Here is a 17402-nt window from a genome sequence, read left to right on the forward strand (position 1 = left end):
AGGCGGGAACGGGGACCGACCGGAGGGCCGGACTCCGCGCCGCTCCCCCGCCCAGCGGCGCCCGCGCCCCCCGGCTCGCTACGCCACGAACGTCCGCGGCGGCTCGCCGCCCCCGGCGCCCCCGTTCTCCACCAGCCGGGCCGCGGCGGCCAGGCGTACCGCCGCCTCCTCGGCCACCGCGCCGCCGACGGTGAACGGCAGCCGGACGTACCCTTCGAAGGCTCCGTCGACGCCGAACCGCGGCCCGGACGGGACCCGCGCCCCGACCCGCTCCCCCGCCTCCGCTAGACGCGAACCCGACAGGCCTCCGGTCCGCACCCACAGGGTGAGGCCGCCGCGCGGTACCTCGAATTCCCAGTCGGGCAGCTCACGGCGTACGGCGGCCACCAGCTCGTCCCGGTTCTGCCGGGCCTGCTCGCGCCGCACCTGGACGGCCTGTTCCCAGCCGCCGGTGCTGAAGAGCCAGTTCACACCCAGCTGCTCCAGCACCGGCGTGCCCAGGTCGGCGTACGCCCGCGCGGCGACCAGACTGCGGATGACGTCGGGCGCGGCGCGGACCCAGCCGATGCGCATCCCGGCCCAGAACGCCTTGCTGGCGGAGCCGACGGTGACGACCGTGGAGCCGGCCGGGTCGAAGGCACATACCGGGCGCGGCATCTCGACGTCCTCGTCCAGCCACAGCTCGCTCATCGTCTCGTCGGCCACCAGCACCGTCCCCGCCGAGCGGGCCGCGTCCACCAGCCGCCGCCGCTGGTCGTCGTCGGCGAGTGCGCCGGTGGGGTTGTGGAAGTCGGCGACGACGTAGGCGATGCGCGGCGCGGCGTCGCGCAGCACCTGGCGCCAGCGGTCCACGTCCCAGCCGGTGAGCCCCTCGGCCATCGCGACGGGCACCAGCCGGGCCCCCGCCTCGCGCATCAGCTGGAGGATGTTGGCGTACGAGGGCGACTCCACGGCGATGCGCTCGCCCCGTCCCCCGAAGAGGTGGCAGATGGCGTCGATCGCGCCCATCGCCCCCGTGGTCACCATGATCTGCTCGGGCATGGTCGGGATGCCGCGCGCCGTGTAGCGCTCCGCGATCATGGCGCGCAGGGCGGGCAGCCCGGCCGGATAGTCGCCGTGGGTGTGCGCGTAGGGGGGAAGTTCCTCCAGGGCTCCCTGCACGGCGCGGGTGAGCCAGGGCTCGGGCGCGGGCAGCGCCGCGCAGCCGAGGTCGATCATCGAGCCGAGGGCCTCGGGCGGCAGCGGCTCCAGACCGCGCGCGGGCAAGGGGTTCCCGGCCGGTACCGCCGTCCAGCTGCCGGCACCGCGGCGCGACTCGAGGAAGCCCTCCGCGCGCAGGGCCTCGTAGGCGGCGGCGACGGTGGTGCGGCTGACGGTCAGGGCCAGGGCCAGCTCACGCTCGGCGGGCAGCCGGGCGGCGACCGGCACGCGTCCTTCGAGCACCAGCAGGCGGATGCCGTCGGCGAGCGCCCGGTAGGCGGGCGGACGGCGGGTGCCGGGCCCGGCGGGGCGGTCCTGCTGGGAGCCGAGCAGCCGGGCAAGCTGCCCCGCTCCCACGGCCGAGGTCCACTGCGCCATGGAAATCAGTCCACCTTCCCCGAATTGGCCATGGTTGGCCCTGCCTCTCAAGCCACAGGGTGTCATGCAGCAGGCCACTATCACCACACAGGGGGGACACCTTGTCCAGCCGACCCAGCCAGCCCGCCCGCCTCGTCCGCCGGCTCACCCAGCTCTACGGCGGTCTGGTGCTGTACGGCGCCAGTTCGGCGCTGCTCGTCAGGTCCGGACTCGGACTGGAGCCGTGGAACGTGCTGCACCAGGGCCTCGCCGAGCGCACGGGCCTGTCGATGGGCGTGGTGCTGACCATCGTGGGCGCGATGGTGCTGCTGCTGTGGATCCCGCTGCGCCAGCGGCCGGGCCTCGGCACGGTCTCGAACGTACTGGTGATCGGCGCAGCGATGGACGCGACGCTGGCGCTCGTGCCCGACGCCCACGGCTGGACACCGCGGGTGTCCGCGATGGTGGCGGGCATCGTCCTGAACGGCGCGGCCACCGGGCTCTACATCGCCGCACGCTTCGGTCCGGGCCCGCGCGACGGACTGATGACGGGACTGAACCGGCGTACGGGGCTGTCGGTGCGCCTGGTGCGCACGGCCGTCGAGATCACCGTGGTGGCGACGGGCTTCGCCCTCGGGGGCACGGTCGGCGTCGGCACCCTCCTGTACGCCCTGTCGATCGGTCCGCTCGCCCAGGTGTTCCTGCGCGTGTTCGCCGTCCCGGCGGCATCCGACGGCAGCACGGTGGTTGCCGCCGGTCAACCCCGGCGCGCGATACTGCGTCGGTGACCACCCCGATACGCCGTCCGCGCCACCCCTACCTGGACCACCCCGGTCCGATCGCCTTCGCCCACCGGGGCGGGGCGGCGGACGGCCTGGAGAACACGCTGCGGCAGTTCCGGCGCGCGGTCGAGGCGGGCTACCGGTACATCGAGACCGACGTCCACGCCACGCGGGACGGAAAGCTCGTCGCCTTCCACGACGCGACCCTGGACCGGGTGACGGACGGGGCCGGGCGGATCGCCGACCTGCCGTGGGAGAGGGTGCGCCACGCGCGCGTGGCGGGCGAGGAGCCGGTGCCTCTGTTCGAGGAGCTCCTGGAGACCTTCCCCGACGTGCGCTGGAACATCGACGTGAAGGCGGAGCCCGCACTGCTGCCCCTGCTGGAGCTGATCGAGCGGACGGGCGCCTGGGACCGGATCTGCGTCGGCTCCTTCTCCGAGGCGCGTGTGGTGCGCGCCCAGCGCCTGGCCGGATCGCGCCTGGCCACCTCGTACGGCACCAGGGGCGTCCTCAACCTGCGGCTGCGCTCCTGGGGCGTCCCGGCGGCGCTGCGCCGTTCGGCGGTGGCCGCGCAGGTGCCCGAGGTCCAGTCGGGCATCCAGGTGGTGGACCACCGCTTCGTGCGCGCCGCCCACGCGCGCGGACTCCAGGTGCACGTCTGGACGGTGAACGAACCCGACCGCATGCACCGGCTCCTGGACCTGGGAGTGGATGGCATCATGACCGATCACATCGACACACTGCGCGAGGTCATGGAGGACCGCGGCGTCTGGGTCTGAGGACCCCGCCCGGCCCGGGGGCGGCGCGGGCACGGGGAGGCGAGGGCACGGGTGGGCACCGACACCCTGCGGACGGACGCGGCCGACGGCGCCGACGGCCGGCGGCGCGAACAGCGCGGCTGGTACTTCTACGACTGGGCGTGCTCGGTCTACTCGACGAGCGTGGTCACCGTCTTCCTGGGGCCCTATCTGACCTCGGTCGCTCAGGCGGCGGCGGACGCGGACGGTTACGTGCACCCGCTGGGCATACCCGTGCGCGCCGGATCGTTCTTCGCCTACTCGGTCTCCCTGTCGGTGATCGTGGCGGTGCTGGTGATGCCCCTGGTGGGCGCCGCCGCCGACCGCTCGGGCCGCAAGAAGCCGCTGCTGGCCGCCGCCGCGTACACCGGCGCGGCGGCCACCACCGGGATGTTCTTCCTCGACGGCGACCGCTATCTGCTGGGCGGCCTGCTCCTGGTCGTCGCCAACGCCGCGCAGTCCGTGGCGATGATGCTCTACAACTCCTACCTGCCCCAGATCGCCCCGCCCGAGGAGCGCGACGCGGTCTCCTCGCGGGGGTGGGCCTTCGGCTACGCGGCCGGGGCCCTGGTCCTGATCGCCAATCTGGTCCTCTACACCGGCCACGACTCCTTCGGGCTGACCGAGAGCGAGGCGGTCCGCGTCTGCCTGGCCTCCGCCGGGCTGTGGTGGGGCGCGTTCGCGCTCATTCCGCTGCGGCGGCTGCGCGACCGCCGTGCTCCCGCGCGGGAGGGTTCCGCCCTGCCCGGTTTCCGGCAGCTCGCCGCGACCGTCCGCGACATGCGGCGCCACCCGCTGACGCTGGCCTTCCTGCTGGCGTACCTCGTCTACAACGACGGCATCCAGACGGTGATCTCCCAGGCGTCCGTGTACGGCTCCGAGGAACTGGGCCTCGGCCAGTCCACGCTCATCGTGGCGGTACTGCTGGTCCAGGTGCTCGCGGTGGCGGGCGCGCTGGCGCTGGGGCGGCTGGCGCGGAGGTACGGGGCCAAGCGGACGATCCTCGGGTCGCTGGTCGCCTGGACGGTCACGCTGGCGGCCGGGTACTTCCTGCCGGCCGGGGCGCCGGCCTGGTTCTTCGTGCTGGCCGCCGGTATCGGACTGGTCCTGGGCGGCAGTCAGGCGCTGTCCCGCTCCCTGTTCTCCCACCTGGTCCCGCCCGGCAAGGAGGCCGAGTACTTCGCGGCGTACGAGCTGAGCGACCGCGGGATGAGCTGGCTGGGGCCGCTGCTGTTCGGGCTCACTTATCAGCTGACCGGGAGCTATCGCGACGCGATCATCTCACTGGTCGCCTTCTTCGTCCTTGGTTTCGTGCTCCTCGCGCGGGTGCCGGTGCGGCGGGCGATCGGCGACGCGGGCAATCCGGTACCCGAAAGGATTTAGCACTCGGCGCGAAAGGGCGGTAGTGTACGCGTTTGGCCTGCCAGGCGTACCGTTACTGCGCGTCAAAGGTGCCGAATCGCTATGTCACATCTGTCAGCAGAGGTGACAAACCGGACGTCGGCGGGTACTGCACTGGTTGCAAGGCTGCGGCTGCGACGGCGACGCAGGGCCCGGATCGGGAGTCGGAACGGGAATCTTTACCGCCGCCCGGACGTTGACCGGATGACGACGACAGCGACACCTGTCCTGTGGGCGACAAGCCCGGGAGGCACGATTCATGAGTGAGCGAGCTCTTCGCGGCACGCGCCTCGTGGTGACCAGCTACGAGACGGACCGCGGCATCGACCTGGCCCCGCGCCAGGCCGTGGAGTACGCATGCGAGAAGGGGCATCGATTCGAGATGCCCTTCTCGGTCGAGGCGGAGATCCCGCCGGAGTGGGAGTGCAAGGTCTGCGGGGCCCAGGCACTCCTGGTGGACGGCGACGGCCCTGAGGAGAAGAAGGCCAAGCCCGCGCGTACGCACTGGGACATGCTGATGGAGCGGCGCACCCGCGAGGAACTCGAAGAGGTCCTCGAGGAGCGGCTGGCCGTTCTGCGCTCCGGCGCGATGAACATCGCGGTGCACCCGCGAGACAGCCGCAAGAGTGCGTGACAACAGTTCCTGACGGGAAACCGCAGGCGACACATAACGAACACCGCGGGTGCCGTACATGAATCTCATGTACGGCACCCGCGGTTTCGGTGGGTCGCCGGACCGCTCCCCCCGAACGCTCAGTGCGTCAGCGGGGGGCGGGGGTCCTGCGGGGCGTCGCCCGGCTCGTCCCGTATGACCTCGCCCTGGACGACCTTGCCGTCCGGCTGGTGCATGCGGGCCTGGCGGAATGCGTCGCCCAGGGTGCCCGGGCCCGCCTCGCGGAGCTTGCGCTCGACCGTCCGCTCCGCGTAGCGGCTCACGGCTTTCTGGACCGGGGGCAGCAGCATCAGCAGGCCCAGCGCGTCCGAGATCAGGCCGGGGATGATGAGGAGCAGTCCGCCCAGCATCATCAGACCGTTGCCCTCGCTGTTCGGCCGGGCCCCGGGCATGACGCCGGACTGCTGCTGTCGCACGGTCTCCTGGAGACTGCGGAACGCCCGGCGGCCCGCCGCCTTGATCACCACGGAACCGAGGACGACGCCGCCGACCAGCAGCAGGAAGACCACGAACCCGCTGGAGGCACCGGCGACCACGGTCAGCAGCCAGATCTCCAGGACGAGCCACGCGGCGATGCCCAGCGGCACGAAGGTGCGCAGCTTGGAACGCGGGGGCCGGGCGGGGGAACTGGGGGTCTGAGCGCCAGTCGTCATACTCCCAGTGTGCCTGGCCCCGGCTCAGCGCGGCATAAGGGGGCGATCAGGCGTTCTTGTCCGTCGCCTGTGACGACGTGCCGGTCGCCGGCGCGTCCGCCGCCCGGTCGGGCCGGCGGTCACGGCCCAGGACCTTGCCGACCCGCTCCCCCACGCCCCACGTGGTGACCCGCCAGAGCGCCTCCACGAGGATGTCACGGCTCATCTTGGAGTCGCCGTGCTCGCGCTCGACGAACGTGATCGGCACCTCGACGACGTGGTAGCCGGCCTTGATCGCCCTGCGGGCGAGGTCGACCTGGAAGCAGTAGCCCTGGGAGGCCACCTCGTCCAGGCCGAGTCCTTCCAGCGTCTCGCGGCGGAAGGCACGGTAGCCGCCGGTGATGTCGCGCAGCGGCAGGTCGAGTGCGAGGCGTGAGTACATGCTGCCGCCGCGGGAGATGATCTCCCGGGACCTGGGCCAGTTCACCACCCGGCCGCCGGGCACCCACCGGGAGCCGAGCACCAGGTCCGCGCCCTTGAGCGCGGTCAGCAGACGGGGCAGCTCCTCGGGCTGGTGGGAGCCGTCGGCGTCCATCTCGATCAGCACGCCGTAGCCGTGCTCCAGGCCCCAGTGGAAGCCCGCGAGGTAGGCGGCGCCCAGGCCTTCCTTGCCCTTGCGGTGCAGGACCTGGACGTGGTCGTCCCCAGCGGCCAGTTCGTCGGCGAGCTTGCCGGTGCCGTCGGGACTGTTGTCGTCGGCCACGAGTACGTGCGCCTCGGGGACTGCTTCACGCACGCGCGCGACGATCGCCTTGATGTTCTCCGCCTCGTTGTAGGTCGGAATGATCACCAAAGCCGTGCCCAGGGGACCGAACCGCCTCCCCTGCCCCGCCGCTGCGGGCGTCCCGTCGCCGTCGTTCACCGCTGTCCCTTCATCTCCGTACGCAGAGGACCACCATAATGGCCGCGGCCTGCGGGGACGTGACAGGACGTCCGGAAAGGGTGTCGTTTTCCCGGGACCGGGGTAGGGATAGGCGATTCTGGACCGTTTGCACGGCGGATGGGGGCCCGGCGCCCTTCGGGCCGGCCTGGGACCCGCCGGCTGCGGATCGACCTGGGCCGTTGTCTACTGAGCGCCCGGGCCCCACCCGGGTCACACCTCCCGACCGGCCGGAACGTTCCGTCGTCACGGCGCGAGCGCTGAGCCTGGCTCCCAGTGACGGTGCCCCGGTGCGGCACACCGTCCCTGACCCAGCGGCGCCGCGACGCGCGCGCGGAGGATTCCCCGATCGGGCGTCCGGTGGTGGACTCCGCCGAACCTACCGGCCCCCCGCCGTCGCCTGTCAACAGTCGTTCGACCTGCGACTTCCCCGCCAATGCCCAGGTCAGCGCGGAGGATGCGCAGGTCGCGGGCGGGAGAAGATCATCGCCCCGTCGGCCGCGTGGATCACTCGCCCGGCCGTACGAACACCGTCCGGCCGCCCACCACGGTGCGCAGACAGACGGGCAGGTCACCGCCCGGGGACAGGTCGGGCAGCCCCGGAGTACCCGAACGGGGGTCGGTCGACCAGCGGGCCACCCGGTCGTCGGGGGCCTGGACGACGAGTTCGCCGGTGCGCCACACGGCGTAGTCGGCGGGGGCGCCCGGCACCAGGGCACCCGCGTCGTCGCGCCCGATCGCCCGCCAGCCGCCGCGTGTGTGCGCGGTGAAGGCCGCGCGGACGGAGACACGGTGCTCGGCCGTGCGGTGGAAGGCGGCGGCCCGGACGGTGCCCCACGGGTCGAGGGGCGTGACCGGGCTGTCGGAGCCGAAGGCGAGGGGCACACCGGCGCGCAGCAGGGCCGCGTACGGGTTGAGGGTACGGGCCCGTTCGGCACCCAGCCGCTGCGCGTACAAGCCGTCCTCGCCGCCCCACAGGGCGTCGAAGGCGGGCTGGACGGAGGCGGTCAGGCCCAGTTCGGCGAAGGCCGCGATGTCCTCAGGGGTGAGCATCTCGGCGTGTTCGACGCGGTGGCGGGCGGCGCGGACGCGGGCGAGACCGAGCTTCTCGGCGGCCGCGCGCACGCCCTGGACCACGGTGCCGACGGCGGCGTCGCCGATGGCGTGGAAGCCCGCCTGGAGACCGGCCTCGGTGCAGGCGACGACGTGGGCGGCGACGGCGACGGCGTCCAGGTAGGCGGTGCCGGTGTGGCCGGCGTCGGCGTACGGCTGGTGCAGGCAGGCGGTGTGCGAGCCGAGGGCGCCGTCGACGAAGAGGTCGCCCGCGGCACCGATCGCGCCCAGTTCCCGTGCCTTGTCCACGTCCTGTTCGGCCCAGTAGCCGATCACGCGCGGGCCGGCCTCCCCGGCCGCCAGCCGCAGCAGGCCGGCGAGATCGTCCTCGGAGGAGATCTCCGGGCCTGCGCACTCGTGAACGGTCCCGATGCCGAGGGAGGCGGCGTGCGCGAGGGCGGCGCGCTGGGCCTCGGTGCGCTGGGCGGGAGCGAGGGCCCCGAGGGCGGCGGCGCGCACCGCGTGGTGCGCGTCGGCGGTGAGGGGGCCGTCCGCGCGGGCGACGTCACCGGGGACGAGGTCGAGCAGGGCGGTGGAGACGACGGCCGAGTGGACGTCGATACGGCTGAGGTAGAGGGGTCGCCCTCCGGTGGCCGCGTCCAGCTCGGCGCGGGTCGGAGGCTGCCCGTCGGGCCACCGCGAGGCGTCCCAGCCGTGGCCGAGGAGCACCCGGTCGGCCGGGCGGGCCGCCGCGAAGTCACGTACGAGATCGAGGGCGGCCTCGCGGGTGGGGGCGCCGGAGAGGTCCAGGCCGGTGAGGGCGAGGCCGGTGGACGTCGTGTGCACGTGTGCGTCCGTGAAGGCCGGGGTGACCAGGGCGCCGTCCAGGTCGATCACCTCGTCCACGCCGTCGGCGAAGGCGTCCGCGGCACCCTCGGAGCCGACCCAGGCGACCTGGCCGCGTTCGACGACCATCGCCGTCGCGAAGGGATCGGCGGGACTGTGGACCTCGCCGCGGCGCAGCAGGACGGTCGTGGACGCGGTGGTGGACGAGGCGGTGGGCTCACTCATGGACACCAGTCTCGCCCCTCCCGGGGTACGCACCGCACGCAGGTCACCCCGTTCGGCGCCCGTCGGACCCGGTAGCCGTCAGACCCGGGGCGGCCGCGCCTCGTACGGCGTGGAGAGCACGACGGTGGTCCGGGTCGAGACGCCGGCCAGGGAGCGCACCCGGGCGAGGAGTTCCTCCAGCTCGTGCGGGGTCGACACGCGCACCTTGAGGATGTAGTTCTCGTCGCCCGCCACGCTGTGACAGGCCTCGATCTCCGGGACGCCGGCCAGGCGGTCCGCGATGTCGTCGGGAGCGCTGGGGTCGAACGGTTTCACGGAGATGAACGCGGTCATCGGCAGCCCGACGGCCTCCGGATCGACGACCGCGGCGTAACCGCGGATGACGCCGCGCTGCTCCAGCCGCCGCACCCGCTGGTGCACGGCCGACGTGGACAGGCCCGTGGCCTTGCCCAGGTCCGTGTAGCTCATCCGCCCGTCCTTGACGAGCAGCTGCACGATCTGTCGATCCAGCTCCTCCATGGCGCAAGAACCTACAGTGCGGTTGATCTCCTCGGGTACCGAGCGGTCCAGGTCATGCCCGGTTCGTGATGTGACGGGGAGCCGGACGGCGGCCGAGTGGGGCGAACCGGCGCCGGGCACCTGCGAGCGGCATGTGACGAAGGCCACACCTTCCGTACGGTCTCCGTGATGTTCTCGTGATTACCCCGTATTGGGGACGGGAAGTGCTTGCTGTGGTCGAGGCCGCAGTGCCGTCACGGCCCAGCCCGAGGGGGAGAATCCCATGCAGAGTCTTAAGCGCCCTGGTCGTACCGCGCCCAAGCGGCAGCAGCCGGTCGTCGAGCCCGTGCCGGAGGGCGTCGAACCCGACGCCTTCGACGACGAGGAACTCGACGCCTACGACACCTTCGAGATGTACCGGGTGATCTGCCCGGACTGCGCCCAGCCCATCGCGCTGCTGGCGGACGAGGAAGTACTGCCGGAGCACGCGCTGTGCGCCTCGCCGTGGAACCCGTTCGGGCTCACGGTCTGCGCCGGCACCGGTCGCCGGGCCACCGAGGCCCGCCCGGCCGACGAGTCCTTCCGGCCCCACGAGCAGGACACCGCCCTGCTGCTGACCCTCCCGCAGGGCCTCGACTGGCGGACCCAGCCCTTCTCCCACGTCGGCGGCCCGGGCTCGCGCCCGATGCGGGTGCCGGTGATGCGGCGCGAGGCGGCCTAAGGACGCGGTTCGGCGCGCCTGCCCCGCACTACGGGTGGACGGCGCGCCGACACGGGCCGGACAGGGTGCGGCAAGGACGGATCGGTGCCGGACGCCCGCGAACTCACTCTCGATTCCGCGGGCCGGTGACCTGTCCGCACGGTGCCGCGTTGCCCTGGTATGACCCCCACGTACTCGGCGACCGGGCCTCGGCGCCGCGTGTTCGTCCCGGTGCCCGCCGGTCCGGTCCCGCCGGCCCCGCAGCTCCCGGACCCGCCGATCTACCGTGAGCTGTTGCGCACCTGGGCCGACCGCGGCCGCACCCTGCCCGGGCGCGACGACCCCGAGTGGGTGAGGCTCGCGGCGCCCCCGCGCGGGCTCGGGGACTTCTTCACCACCGGTGACTTCCGGGTCGCCGGTGACCTCAGCGTCCCTCGGGACCCGCGAGATGACGGGCGATGACCATCCGCTGGATCTGGTTGGTGCCCTCGACGATCTGCAGCACCTTGGCCTCACGCATGTAGCGCTCGGCCGGGAAGTCGGCGGTGTAGCCGTAGCCGCCGAGGACCTGTACGGCGTCGGTGGTGACCCGCATCGCCGTGTCGGTGCAGTGCAGCTTGGCCATGGCCGCCTGCTTGGCGAACGGCAGTCCGGCGTCGCGCAGCCGCGCCGCCGTCAGGTACAGCGCGCGGCCGGCCTCGATCTGGGTCGCCATGTCGGCGAGCATGAAGCGCAGCCCCTGGAAGTCGGCGATCGGCTTGCCGAACTGGCGCCGCTCGGCCGCGTAGGTCACCGCCTCGTCGAGCGCCGCCTGGGCCACGCCGATCGCGCAGGCGGCGATGCCGAGCCGCCCGGAGTCGAGCGCGGACAGGGCGATCGCGAAGCCCTGGCCCTCGTCCCCGATGCGCCGGGCGTCGGGGACCCGCACACCGTCGAGGTGGACCTGCGCGGTGGGCGATCCCTTGAGCCCCATCTTCTTCTCCGGCGCCGCGGCGCTCAGCCCCTCGGCGTCGCCGGGGACCAGGAAGGCGGTGATGCCGCGCGGGCCGTCCTCCCCCGTGCGCGCCATGACCGTGTAGAAGTCGGCGATGCCGCCGTGCGTGATCCACGCCTTGGTGCCGGTGATGACCCAGTCGCCGCCCTCCCGCACCGCCTTGGTGCGCAGCGAGGCGGCGTCCGAGCCGGAGGCGGGCTCGGAGAGGCAGTAGGCGCCCAGCAGCCCGCCGCCGAGCATCGCGGGCAGGTGCTCGGCCTGCTGCTCCTTGGTGCCGTAGGCGGCGAGCGCGTAGGAGGCGAGGGTGTGCACGCTGACGCCGAGGCCCACGGTGAGGCGGGCCGCTGCGAGCTCTTCCAGGACCTGGAGGTACACCTCGTACGGCTGCTCGCCGCCGCCGTGCTCGGTGTCGTAGGGCAGGCCGAGCAGGCCGGATTCGGAGAGCAGGGCGAAGACCTCACGCGGGAAGCGTCCGGCGTCCTCCTCCTCGGCCGCGCTCGGGGCGATCTCACGGAGCGCGATCTCGCGGACGAGTGAGATCAGGTCCCGTGCCTCGTCCGTGGGCAGTTGCCGGTCCACCGGCTGCGGGGCGCGGTCGGGCATGGCGACGCTCTCCTCCCTGTCGGGCGCGTCGGCGGAGGGCGCCTTGGGTGGACGCGGTTCCGCCGGCTCTGTTCGGCTTGGCCGATGCTCGCACTCCCGGGTCGCGGAAGCGGCTGACCAGCGGCTGTGGCCTGTGAGTATGCCCGATCGGAGGCACGGCGTCACCAGTTAACGACCGCTTACTTCCAGAAAGGCCCGGAAGGGCTCCGGAGGGCCCGATCGGCCTCTGGTCAGTCCCGACGGGCGGCGGGCGGGGCCGGGTAGGCGGGGTCCAGCTCCTCGATGGCGCGCAGGGTGCCGCCGAGCGACTTCACCAGCAGGTCGCGCATGGTGTCGCGGGGCAGTCCGGGGCGGCCGATCCAGTCCAGGGTGGCGCCCTCGACGCTGCACACCCACGCGAGCAGACCCATGCGGGCGAGCGGCCCGATGTCCGAGCGGCCGTAGGCCCCCTCGGCGATGGTGACGACGATCGCCTCGCGCACCCCGTCCCGGATGGCGTGCACCTCGGTGTCGAAGCCGACGCCGCCGCTGACGATGGTGCGGTAGGCGGCCTGGTGGTGCTCGGCGTAGCGCAGGTAGCCGTCGATGGTGCGATGGACGCGGTCCACCTGCGGCAGTTCGGTGCCGCCCGCGGCGGTGGTGACCAGCTCGGCGACGGAGTCCTGGATGATCGCCAGGTAGTAGCCCCGCTTGGACCGGAAGTAGTAGTAGATCAGCCCCTTGGCGACATGCGCCTGGCGGGCGATGTCGTCCATCGAGAGCGCGTCGTACGACGTGTCGGCGAACAACTTCCGCCCGATGGCGATGAGTTCGGCGCGGCGTGCGAGCGAACGCTCGGTGCCGCGCGCCTGGGGACGGACGTCGGCGCGCTGTTGACTGATATTCAATTTCGACCCTGGTCTCCTACGGGGGGCGGGACATCCGCAGTATGGCAGGTCGGGTCGTGGGGCAGGTCACATGAGGGTCACGTCACAGCAGACCCAGCTGGGCCACGAGCATCGCGAGCACCACGACAAGGGTCCAGCCCATGACGTGCTCGAGGATCTCCGGGCCGTCTTCCTTGGGGCCGCCGGTACGGACACGGGCGGCGGTGGAGGTGTGTGCGGTCATGGCTTCTCGCTGCTCTCGGGCTTCGGCTTCGGTGAGGTCCCCCCGCTCACGGTGTCCACCTTGCCACCGTGAGCGGCTTTTGCGGCCGAGAGCTTGGTCACAGGGGCGTCAGCGCACGCCCACCGCCGCGAGGGCCTTGCGCTGACGCGGGCCGGGGTGCGCCGGGAAGTACAGGTAGCAGACGCCGCCCGTTCCGGAGACGACCTTGCCACTGGCGTTGTACCGCTTGGTCCGCAGCCAGATGTTCTCCCACTCGCGCCGCTTGTATACCCGGCGCACGGCCTCGTTGTCGTCCGAGGCCGGGTCGTTGGCGATCACGTCGCCGTCGGCGGTGAAGCCGACCACGGTCATCAGGTGACCCGAGGTGCCGTAGCCGGCCCCGGTCAACTCCTCCTCCAGGAAGGACTGGGACGTGATGGCCGGGATACCGGCCGCGATCAGCGTCTCCAGGTCGGTGAGGGAGCCGAGGCGGGTGACGACGCCCTGGAGGTCCTTGAAGGTGGCCGCGTAGGCCGCGTTGAAGGGCCAGTTGCCGCAGCCGGCGTACTGGTAGTCGTACGTGTACCGGGCCGCGTGGCAGACCTGCGGGTCGGCGTAGGAGGGGTCCACCCAGGCGAGCTGCTCCTCGGTGAGCCTGCCGCCCCAGTACTCGATGATCATCTGCGAGGAGGTGGGGCTGCACCAGGCCTCGCCGCCGTTGTCGTACTCGGGGTACTGGCCCTTGTGGATCTCCTGGGAGTAGCGCGGGACGCGCAGTTCCCGGGCGAGACCCGGGGTGGAGGCGGGCACGGTGAAGCGGTCGGGCACGTCGGAGCCCATCGCGCCGAGCCGCCAGACGGTGGGCGTGACCGTCGCGCCCGGGCGGCGGTACAGGGTGAGCCGGAGCCGGTAGGAGGCCAGGCGCAGGCCGGTGGAGGCGTCGTCGATCGAGAACGTGTCCGTCCAGACGCTGCTGCGGCCGTCGCCCTGGTCGTCGACCGAGGTGCGCCGGATGTCCTGGTCGCCGTCGCCCGCCGCCCAGCGGCCCATCACGTACCAGGGCGTGTCCGTGCCGTCGGAGTAGGTCCCCTTCAGTTCGACCTGGATCCAGGTGCCGGACGGGGTGTGCGCGTTCCAGGAGGCGATGGCCTCGGTCGCGGGCACGGCGAGCCGGTGGACGGGCGAGGTCCAGGTCGCGTACTCCCAGGCGGCGGTCCTGCCGGTGTGCGGGTCGGTGTGGTCGGCGGTGCCCGCCGGCGCGCCGATCACGACACCGGGCCGGGCACCGGCGACGGGACGCGCGCCCCGCACGGCCCCGCACCGCCAGTCCCGGAACGTGGTCCAGGCGCGGTAGTCGACCTGTCGGCCGGGGGTACGGTCGGCGTCCGCCTGGCCGCCCTCCCCCGGTGCGGCTTCGGCGGCGGTGGCCGGGACAGCGCCGCCGGCCACCGCGGCGGCGACCGCGGCGGCCAGAACGGTTCTGCGGGACGGCTGTTCGGCTCTGCTCATGGGCGGTAGACCCCCAGGTGTCCGAGTCGGGCGGCTCCTTGCACGGTCGTGCGCCAACTATGGCCGCAGGCGCCCGCTCCTGCCAGCACTTCCGCGTGTGCCACGCCATGAACATTGGTGTCGACCAGTGGCGGGATAGTGTGCCTGCGAAACGCCGTCCGCCCCTCCGCGCCGCCCGGGACCCGCCATCCACGACCTCGCAGCCCTGCTCCGCCGGCTCCCCCCTTCCTGCGGGCCCGTACGCCTGATCGGCGTCGACGGGTACGCCGGCTCCGGGAAGTCCACGTTCGCCCGGTGGTTGGCCGCGGAGCTGGGAGGCGCGCCGGTGCTGCGCCTCGACGACATCGCCAGCCACGACGAGCTCTTCGACTGGACCGGGCGGCTGCTGAGCCAGGTGATCGAGCCTCTGCGGCGGGGCGACACCGCGCACTACGCTCCTTACGACTGGCGGGCCCGGCACTTCGGCGCGCCCCTCCCTCTCCCTCCCGCCCCCGTGGTCCTGGTCGAGGGTGTGGGCGCGGGGCGCGAAGCGCTGCGCCCGCACCTGGCCCGGCTGTTCTGGATGGAGTTGCCGCGCCAGGAGGCGTGGGCGCGCGGACGGGCGCGCGACGGAGCGGAGCAGCGGGCGTTCTGGGACGGGTGGATCCCGGCGGAGCGCCGGCACTTCGCCACCGACCCGTCACGCCCCTTCGCGCACCTTCTGGTGCGGCAGAGCGAGGAGGGGTATGAGGTGCGGCCGGGGCCTGCGGGATGCGCCTTCCCACCCTGATTCCTCACCCTGAGTGACGGACGGTCCGCAATGTGCTGAACTCGTGAAGATCGCCGCGCGGCACCGGGTCGGAACGCCTCAACTCCGCTTGACCCAAGGCCCGTACAGGTCTTACGTTCTGCTTGTGCGGCCGTTCGGAGCCGCCCGCAGACGCGAAGCCCCCGGTTGTTCCCCCGTGACCGGGGGCTTCGTTCTGCTCTGAGCGCGTTCTGCGGCTGCTCCGTGACGCTGTCCGCTCACCCTCTGTGACGTTCCCGCATGCACCCCGTCCGCTCCCACCTCGTGGAACGGGCCGCCCCGGCGCCCTTCGGAGGGAAGACCGCCGCGGGTACGATGCCCTCGGTGCGACCCGGGGCGCAGTTGCCGCGCGCACCTTGCAACTCCGGCCCTCGGCAGAGCCGTTGGCCGAGGCGGTCGGCGGGCGACGGCCCGGCGGCATACCGACGGGGGCACGGTACGTGGGGGACGGGATGGACTTCGGCACGCGGGGCCCTCAGGCCCCGGCCGACCTCGCCTGGCTGCGCGGCGTGGACGCCTACACCATGGGGGCCTATCCGCAGGCCGAGGAGGAGTTCCGGGCCGCGGTGCGCATCGACCCCGCGATGGCCGACGGCTGGCTGGGACTGCACGCGCTGCGCGTCGACACCACCAACGCCCTGCTCAGGATGTTCCGGCACCGCGAGCGCTTCGGCGAGCAGCGCGCCCGCCACCGCCGGACCCTCAACTCCTGGTACTGGCTGGGCTGGTGGGTGCAGCCCGTGCTGGAGAGCCCGCGCGACCTGCTGCTCGCGCACGCCTCCCACTGGCTGGACGGCCGCCACGTCCCGGAGCTGGACCGGGCCCTGGCCGGGCTGCCGCCCGTGGACACCGACCCCCAGGTCCGCTTCCTGCACGCCTGCCGTGCCTACCTGGTCAAGGACTGGGAGCAGCTCGTCCGGCACACCGACCCGCTGCTGGGTGACCCCCTGCTGGGCATCGAGGCCGGTCTGTTCAGCGGCATGGCCCGGGTGCGGCTGGAAATGTACGGGCAGGCCGAACCGCTGCTGTCGGCGGCCCTGATGCGGTGCCGCAGCGAACAGCCGCAGCGCAAGGAGTTGCGGTACTGGCTGGCGCGGGCGCACGAGGGCACGGGTCGCAGCGCCGCGGCGCTGCCGCTGTACCGGGCCGTGCACCGCGTCGACCCCGCCTTCATGGACACCTCCGCCCGGCTGGCCGCGATCGCCGAGGGCGACGGTTACGACGAGGCCGCCGACCTCGCGGGACTGGCGCAGGCCGGCCTGGGACCGGACGGCCCGGACGGGCTCGATCCCCTCTCCGGCACCGACGAACGCGACCTCAAACTGTCCGTCCCCGAGCCCGGCCCGGCCGCCCCGCTGCCCTCGCTGTCCGGGCCGCCGGTGCGCGAGAGGACCGACGGGGCGGCCCCTTCCCTGCCCACCGGTCCCACCGACCCCGCGTTGCTGGAGGAGGCGCTCGCCGAACTGGAGCGCATGGTGGGGCTTGAGCCGGTCAAGCGGCAGGTCAAGGCCCTGTCCGCCCAGCTGAACATGGCGCGGCTGCGGGCCGGGCAGGGGCTGCCGGTCCAGCCGCCCAAACGTCACTTCGTCTTCTCCGGCCCCTCGGGCACCGGCAAGACCACAGTCGCCCGCATCCTGGGCCGCGTCTTCTACGCCCTCGGCCTGCTGGGCGGCGACCACCTCGTGGAGGCGCAGCGGGCCGACCTGGTCGGCGAGTACCTGGGCCAGACCGCCGTGAAGGCCAACGAGCTGATCGACTCCGCGCTCGGCGGCGTCCTCTTCGTGGACGAGGCGTACTCCCTGTCCAACTCCGGGTACGGCAAGGGGGACGCGTACGGCGACGAGGCGCTGCAGGTGCTGCTGAAGCGGGCCGAGGACAACCGGGACCACCTGGTGGTGATCCTGGCCGGCTATCCCGAGGGCATGGACCGGCTGCTGGGCGCCAATCCCGGGCTGTCGTCGCGCTTCACGACGCGGGTCGACTTCCCCTCGTACCGGCCGCTGGAGCTCACCTCGATCGGGGAGGTGCTCGCGGCGGAGAACGGGGACGTGTGGGACGAGGAGGCGCTGGACGAGCTGCGGTCGATCGCCGGGCACGTGGTGGATCAGGGGTGGATCGACGAGTTGGGGAACGGGCGGTTCCTGCGGACGCTGTACGAGAAGAGCTGCGCGTACCGGGATCTGCGGCTGTCGGTGTATCCGGGGGTGCTGAGCCGGGACGATCTGGCGACGTTGCGGTTGCCGGATCTGATGCAGGCGTACGGGGAGGTGCTGTCGGGGAGGGGGCCGGGGGATCCGTCGGCCCTGTGAGGCCCGC

Annotated in this window: 17 protein-coding genes; 8 read left to right on the forward strand and 9 right to left on the reverse strand. The window is 72.8% G+C overall.

Annotated elements, in window-relative coordinates; translation table 11 throughout:
- Nucleotides 1-78 precede the first annotated feature (78 nt).
- Entirely contained in the window at nt 79-1578 is a 1500-nt protein-coding gene (locus ACFW47_RS18495; RefSeq protein ID WP_386306350.1) for a PLP-dependent aminotransferase family protein, read from the reverse strand.
- Nucleotides 1579-1679: 101 nt separating this feature from the next.
- Between ACFW47_RS18495 and ACFW47_RS18500 the strand changes: the two genes are divergently transcribed.
- The 4 genes from ACFW47_RS18500 (at nt 1680) to ACFW47_RS18515 (ending at nt 5171) form a co-directional block, all read left to right on the forward strand.
- Nucleotides 1680-2345: a YitT family protein gene (locus ACFW47_RS18500; RefSeq protein WP_386306351.1), complete on the forward strand. Its 666-nt coding sequence runs from the start codon at nt 1680-1682 to the stop codon at nt 2343-2345.
- A complete protein-coding gene (locus ACFW47_RS18505; RefSeq protein ID WP_386306352.1) occupies nt 2342-3118 on the forward strand; it encodes a glycerophosphodiester phosphodiesterase in 777 nt (258 codons plus the stop codon). Before ACFW47_RS18500 ends, ACFW47_RS18505 begins: the two co-directional genes overlap by 4 nt.
- Before the next feature lie 51 nt (nt 3119-3169).
- Nucleotides 3170-4519 (forward strand): MFS transporter, encoded by a 1350-nt coding sequence (locus tag ACFW47_RS18510; RefSeq protein WP_386286320.1) that lies wholly within the window; start codon nt 3170-3172, stop codon nt 4517-4519.
- 277 nt (nt 4520-4796) lie between these two features.
- Nucleotides 4797-5171, forward strand: a complete 375-nt coding sequence (locus ACFW47_RS18515) for an RNA polymerase-binding protein RbpA (RefSeq protein WP_003977404.1) — start codon at nt 4797-4799, stop codon at nt 5169-5171.
- Nucleotides 5172-5290: 119 nt separating this feature from the next.
- Here ACFW47_RS18515 and fxsA read toward each other — a convergent pair whose 3' ends face one another.
- The 4 genes from fxsA to ACFW47_RS18535 form a co-directional block, all read right to left on the reverse strand.
- The gene (fxsA, locus tag ACFW47_RS18520) at nt 5291-5863 is read right to left on the reverse strand and encodes an FxsA family membrane protein (RefSeq protein ID WP_386286319.1); all 573 of its coding nucleotides are present in this window, start codon (nt 5861-5863) and stop codon (nt 5291-5293) included.
- 46 nt (nt 5864-5909) lie between these two features.
- A complete protein-coding gene (locus ACFW47_RS18525; RefSeq protein WP_386286318.1) occupies nt 5910-6764 on the reverse strand; it encodes a polyprenol monophosphomannose synthase in 855 nt (284 codons plus the stop codon).
- 525 nt (nt 6765-7289) lie between these two features.
- Nucleotides 7290-8906 carry an amidohydrolase gene (locus ACFW47_RS18530; protein ID WP_386306353.1) on the reverse strand — a complete coding sequence of 539 codons (1617 nt, stop codon included), beginning with the start codon at nt 8904-8906 and terminating at the stop codon, nt 7290-7292.
- A gap of 78 nt (nt 8907-8984) precedes the next feature.
- On the reverse strand, nt 8985-9425 hold the full coding sequence (locus ACFW47_RS18535) for an Lrp/AsnC family transcriptional regulator (RefSeq protein WP_019325021.1): 441 nt from the start codon (nt 9423-9425) through the stop codon (nt 8985-8987).
- Nucleotides 9426-9687: 262 nt separating this feature from the next.
- Here ACFW47_RS18535 and ACFW47_RS18540 point away from each other — a divergent pair, with 262 nt between their 5' ends.
- Together ACFW47_RS18540 and ACFW47_RS18545 are read left to right on the forward strand one after the other, a co-directional pair.
- Entirely contained in the window at nt 9688-10125 is a 438-nt protein-coding gene (locus ACFW47_RS18540) for a hypothetical protein (protein WP_386286316.1), read from the forward strand.
- A gap of 159 nt (nt 10126-10284) precedes the next feature.
- On the forward strand, nt 10285-10566 hold the full coding sequence (locus ACFW47_RS18545) for a hypothetical protein (RefSeq protein WP_386286315.1): 282 nt from the start codon (nt 10285-10287) through the stop codon (nt 10564-10566).
- On the opposite strand, the gene ACFW47_RS18550 is transcribed toward ACFW47_RS18545, so the two are convergent.
- From ACFW47_RS18550 to ACFW47_RS18565, 4 genes are all read right to left on the reverse strand, one after another.
- Nucleotides 10529-11701: an acyl-CoA dehydrogenase family protein gene (locus tag ACFW47_RS18550; RefSeq protein WP_386286314.1), complete on the reverse strand. Its 1173-nt coding sequence runs from the start codon at nt 11699-11701 to the stop codon at nt 10529-10531. The two genes, ACFW47_RS18545 and ACFW47_RS18550, sit on opposite strands and share 38 nt — an antisense overlap.
- A 230-nt stretch (nt 11702-11931) precedes the next feature.
- Nucleotides 11932-12588 (reverse strand): TetR/AcrR family transcriptional regulator, encoded by a 657-nt coding sequence (locus tag ACFW47_RS18555; RefSeq protein WP_386286313.1) that lies wholly within the window; start codon nt 12586-12588, stop codon nt 11932-11934.
- Nucleotides 12589-12670: 82 nt separating this feature from the next.
- Nucleotides 12671-12811 (reverse strand): SCO1431 family membrane protein, encoded by a 141-nt coding sequence (locus ACFW47_RS18560; RefSeq protein WP_386286312.1) that lies wholly within the window; start codon nt 12809-12811, stop codon nt 12671-12673.
- A 108-nt stretch (nt 12812-12919) separates the two neighbouring features.
- Nucleotides 12920-14299, reverse strand: coding sequence for a peptidase C39 family protein (locus tag ACFW47_RS18565; protein WP_386306354.1), 1380 nt, complete (start codon nt 14297-14299; stop codon nt 12920-12922).
- A 187-nt stretch (nt 14300-14486) separates the two neighbouring features.
- Between ACFW47_RS18565 and ACFW47_RS18570 the strand changes: the two genes are divergently transcribed.
- Together ACFW47_RS18570 and ACFW47_RS18575 are read left to right on the forward strand one after the other, a co-directional pair.
- Nucleotides 14487-15068 (forward strand): uridine kinase, encoded by a 582-nt coding sequence (locus tag ACFW47_RS18570; RefSeq protein WP_386306497.1) that lies wholly within the window; start codon nt 14487-14489, stop codon nt 15066-15068.
- A 470-nt stretch (nt 15069-15538) separates the two neighbouring features.
- Nucleotides 15539-17395: an AAA family ATPase gene (locus ACFW47_RS18575; protein ID WP_386306356.1), complete on the forward strand. Its 1857-nt coding sequence runs from the start codon at nt 15539-15541 to the stop codon at nt 17393-17395.
- Nucleotides 17396-17402: the final 7 nt, after the last annotated feature.

It is taken from the genome of Streptomyces sp. NPDC058796, assembly GCF_042745235.1.
Lineage (GTDB): Bacteria > Actinomycetota > Actinomycetes > Streptomycetales > Streptomycetaceae > Streptomyces.

Excerpts from the sequence above, each read along its gene's own strand:
- ACFW47_RS18495 (WP_386306350.1), bottom strand. The coding sequence starts at position 1,578 with ATGGCGCAGTGGACCTCGGCCGTGGGAGCGGGGCAGCTTGCCCGGCTG.
- ACFW47_RS18515 (WP_003977404.1), top strand. The coding sequence starts at position 4,797 with ATGAGTGAGCGAGCTCTTCGCGGCACGCGCCTCGTGGTGACCAGCTAC.
- fxsA (WP_386286319.1), bottom strand. The coding sequence starts at position 5,863 with ATGACGACTGGCGCTCAGACCCCCAGTTCCCCCGCCCGGCCCCCGCGT.
- ACFW47_RS18530 (WP_386306353.1), bottom strand. The coding sequence starts at position 8,906 with ATGAGTGAGCCCACCGCCTCGTCCACCACCGCGTCCACGACCGTCCTG.
- ACFW47_RS18535 (WP_019325021.1), bottom strand. The coding sequence starts at position 9,425 with ATGGAGGAGCTGGATCGACAGATCGTGCAGCTGCTCGTCAAGGACGGG.
- ACFW47_RS18540 (WP_386286316.1), top strand. The coding sequence starts at position 9,688 with ATGCAGAGTCTTAAGCGCCCTGGTCGTACCGCGCCCAAGCGGCAGCAG.
- ACFW47_RS18545 (WP_386286315.1), top strand. The coding sequence starts at position 10,285 with ATGACCCCCACGTACTCGGCGACCGGGCCTCGGCGCCGCGTGTTCGTC.
- ACFW47_RS18550 (WP_386286314.1), bottom strand. The coding sequence starts at position 11,701 with ATGCCCGACCGCGCCCCGCAGCCGGTGGACCGGCAACTGCCCACGGAC.
- ACFW47_RS18560 (WP_386286312.1), bottom strand. The coding sequence starts at position 12,811 with ATGACCGCACACACCTCCACCGCCGCCCGTGTCCGTACCGGCGGCCCC.
- ACFW47_RS18565 (WP_386306354.1), bottom strand. The coding sequence starts at position 14,299 with ATGAGCAGAGCCGAACAGCCGTCCCGCAGAACCGTTCTGGCCGCCGCG.
- ACFW47_RS18575 (WP_386306356.1), top strand. The coding sequence starts at position 15,539 with ATGGACTTCGGCACGCGGGGCCCTCAGGCCCCGGCCGACCTCGCCTGG.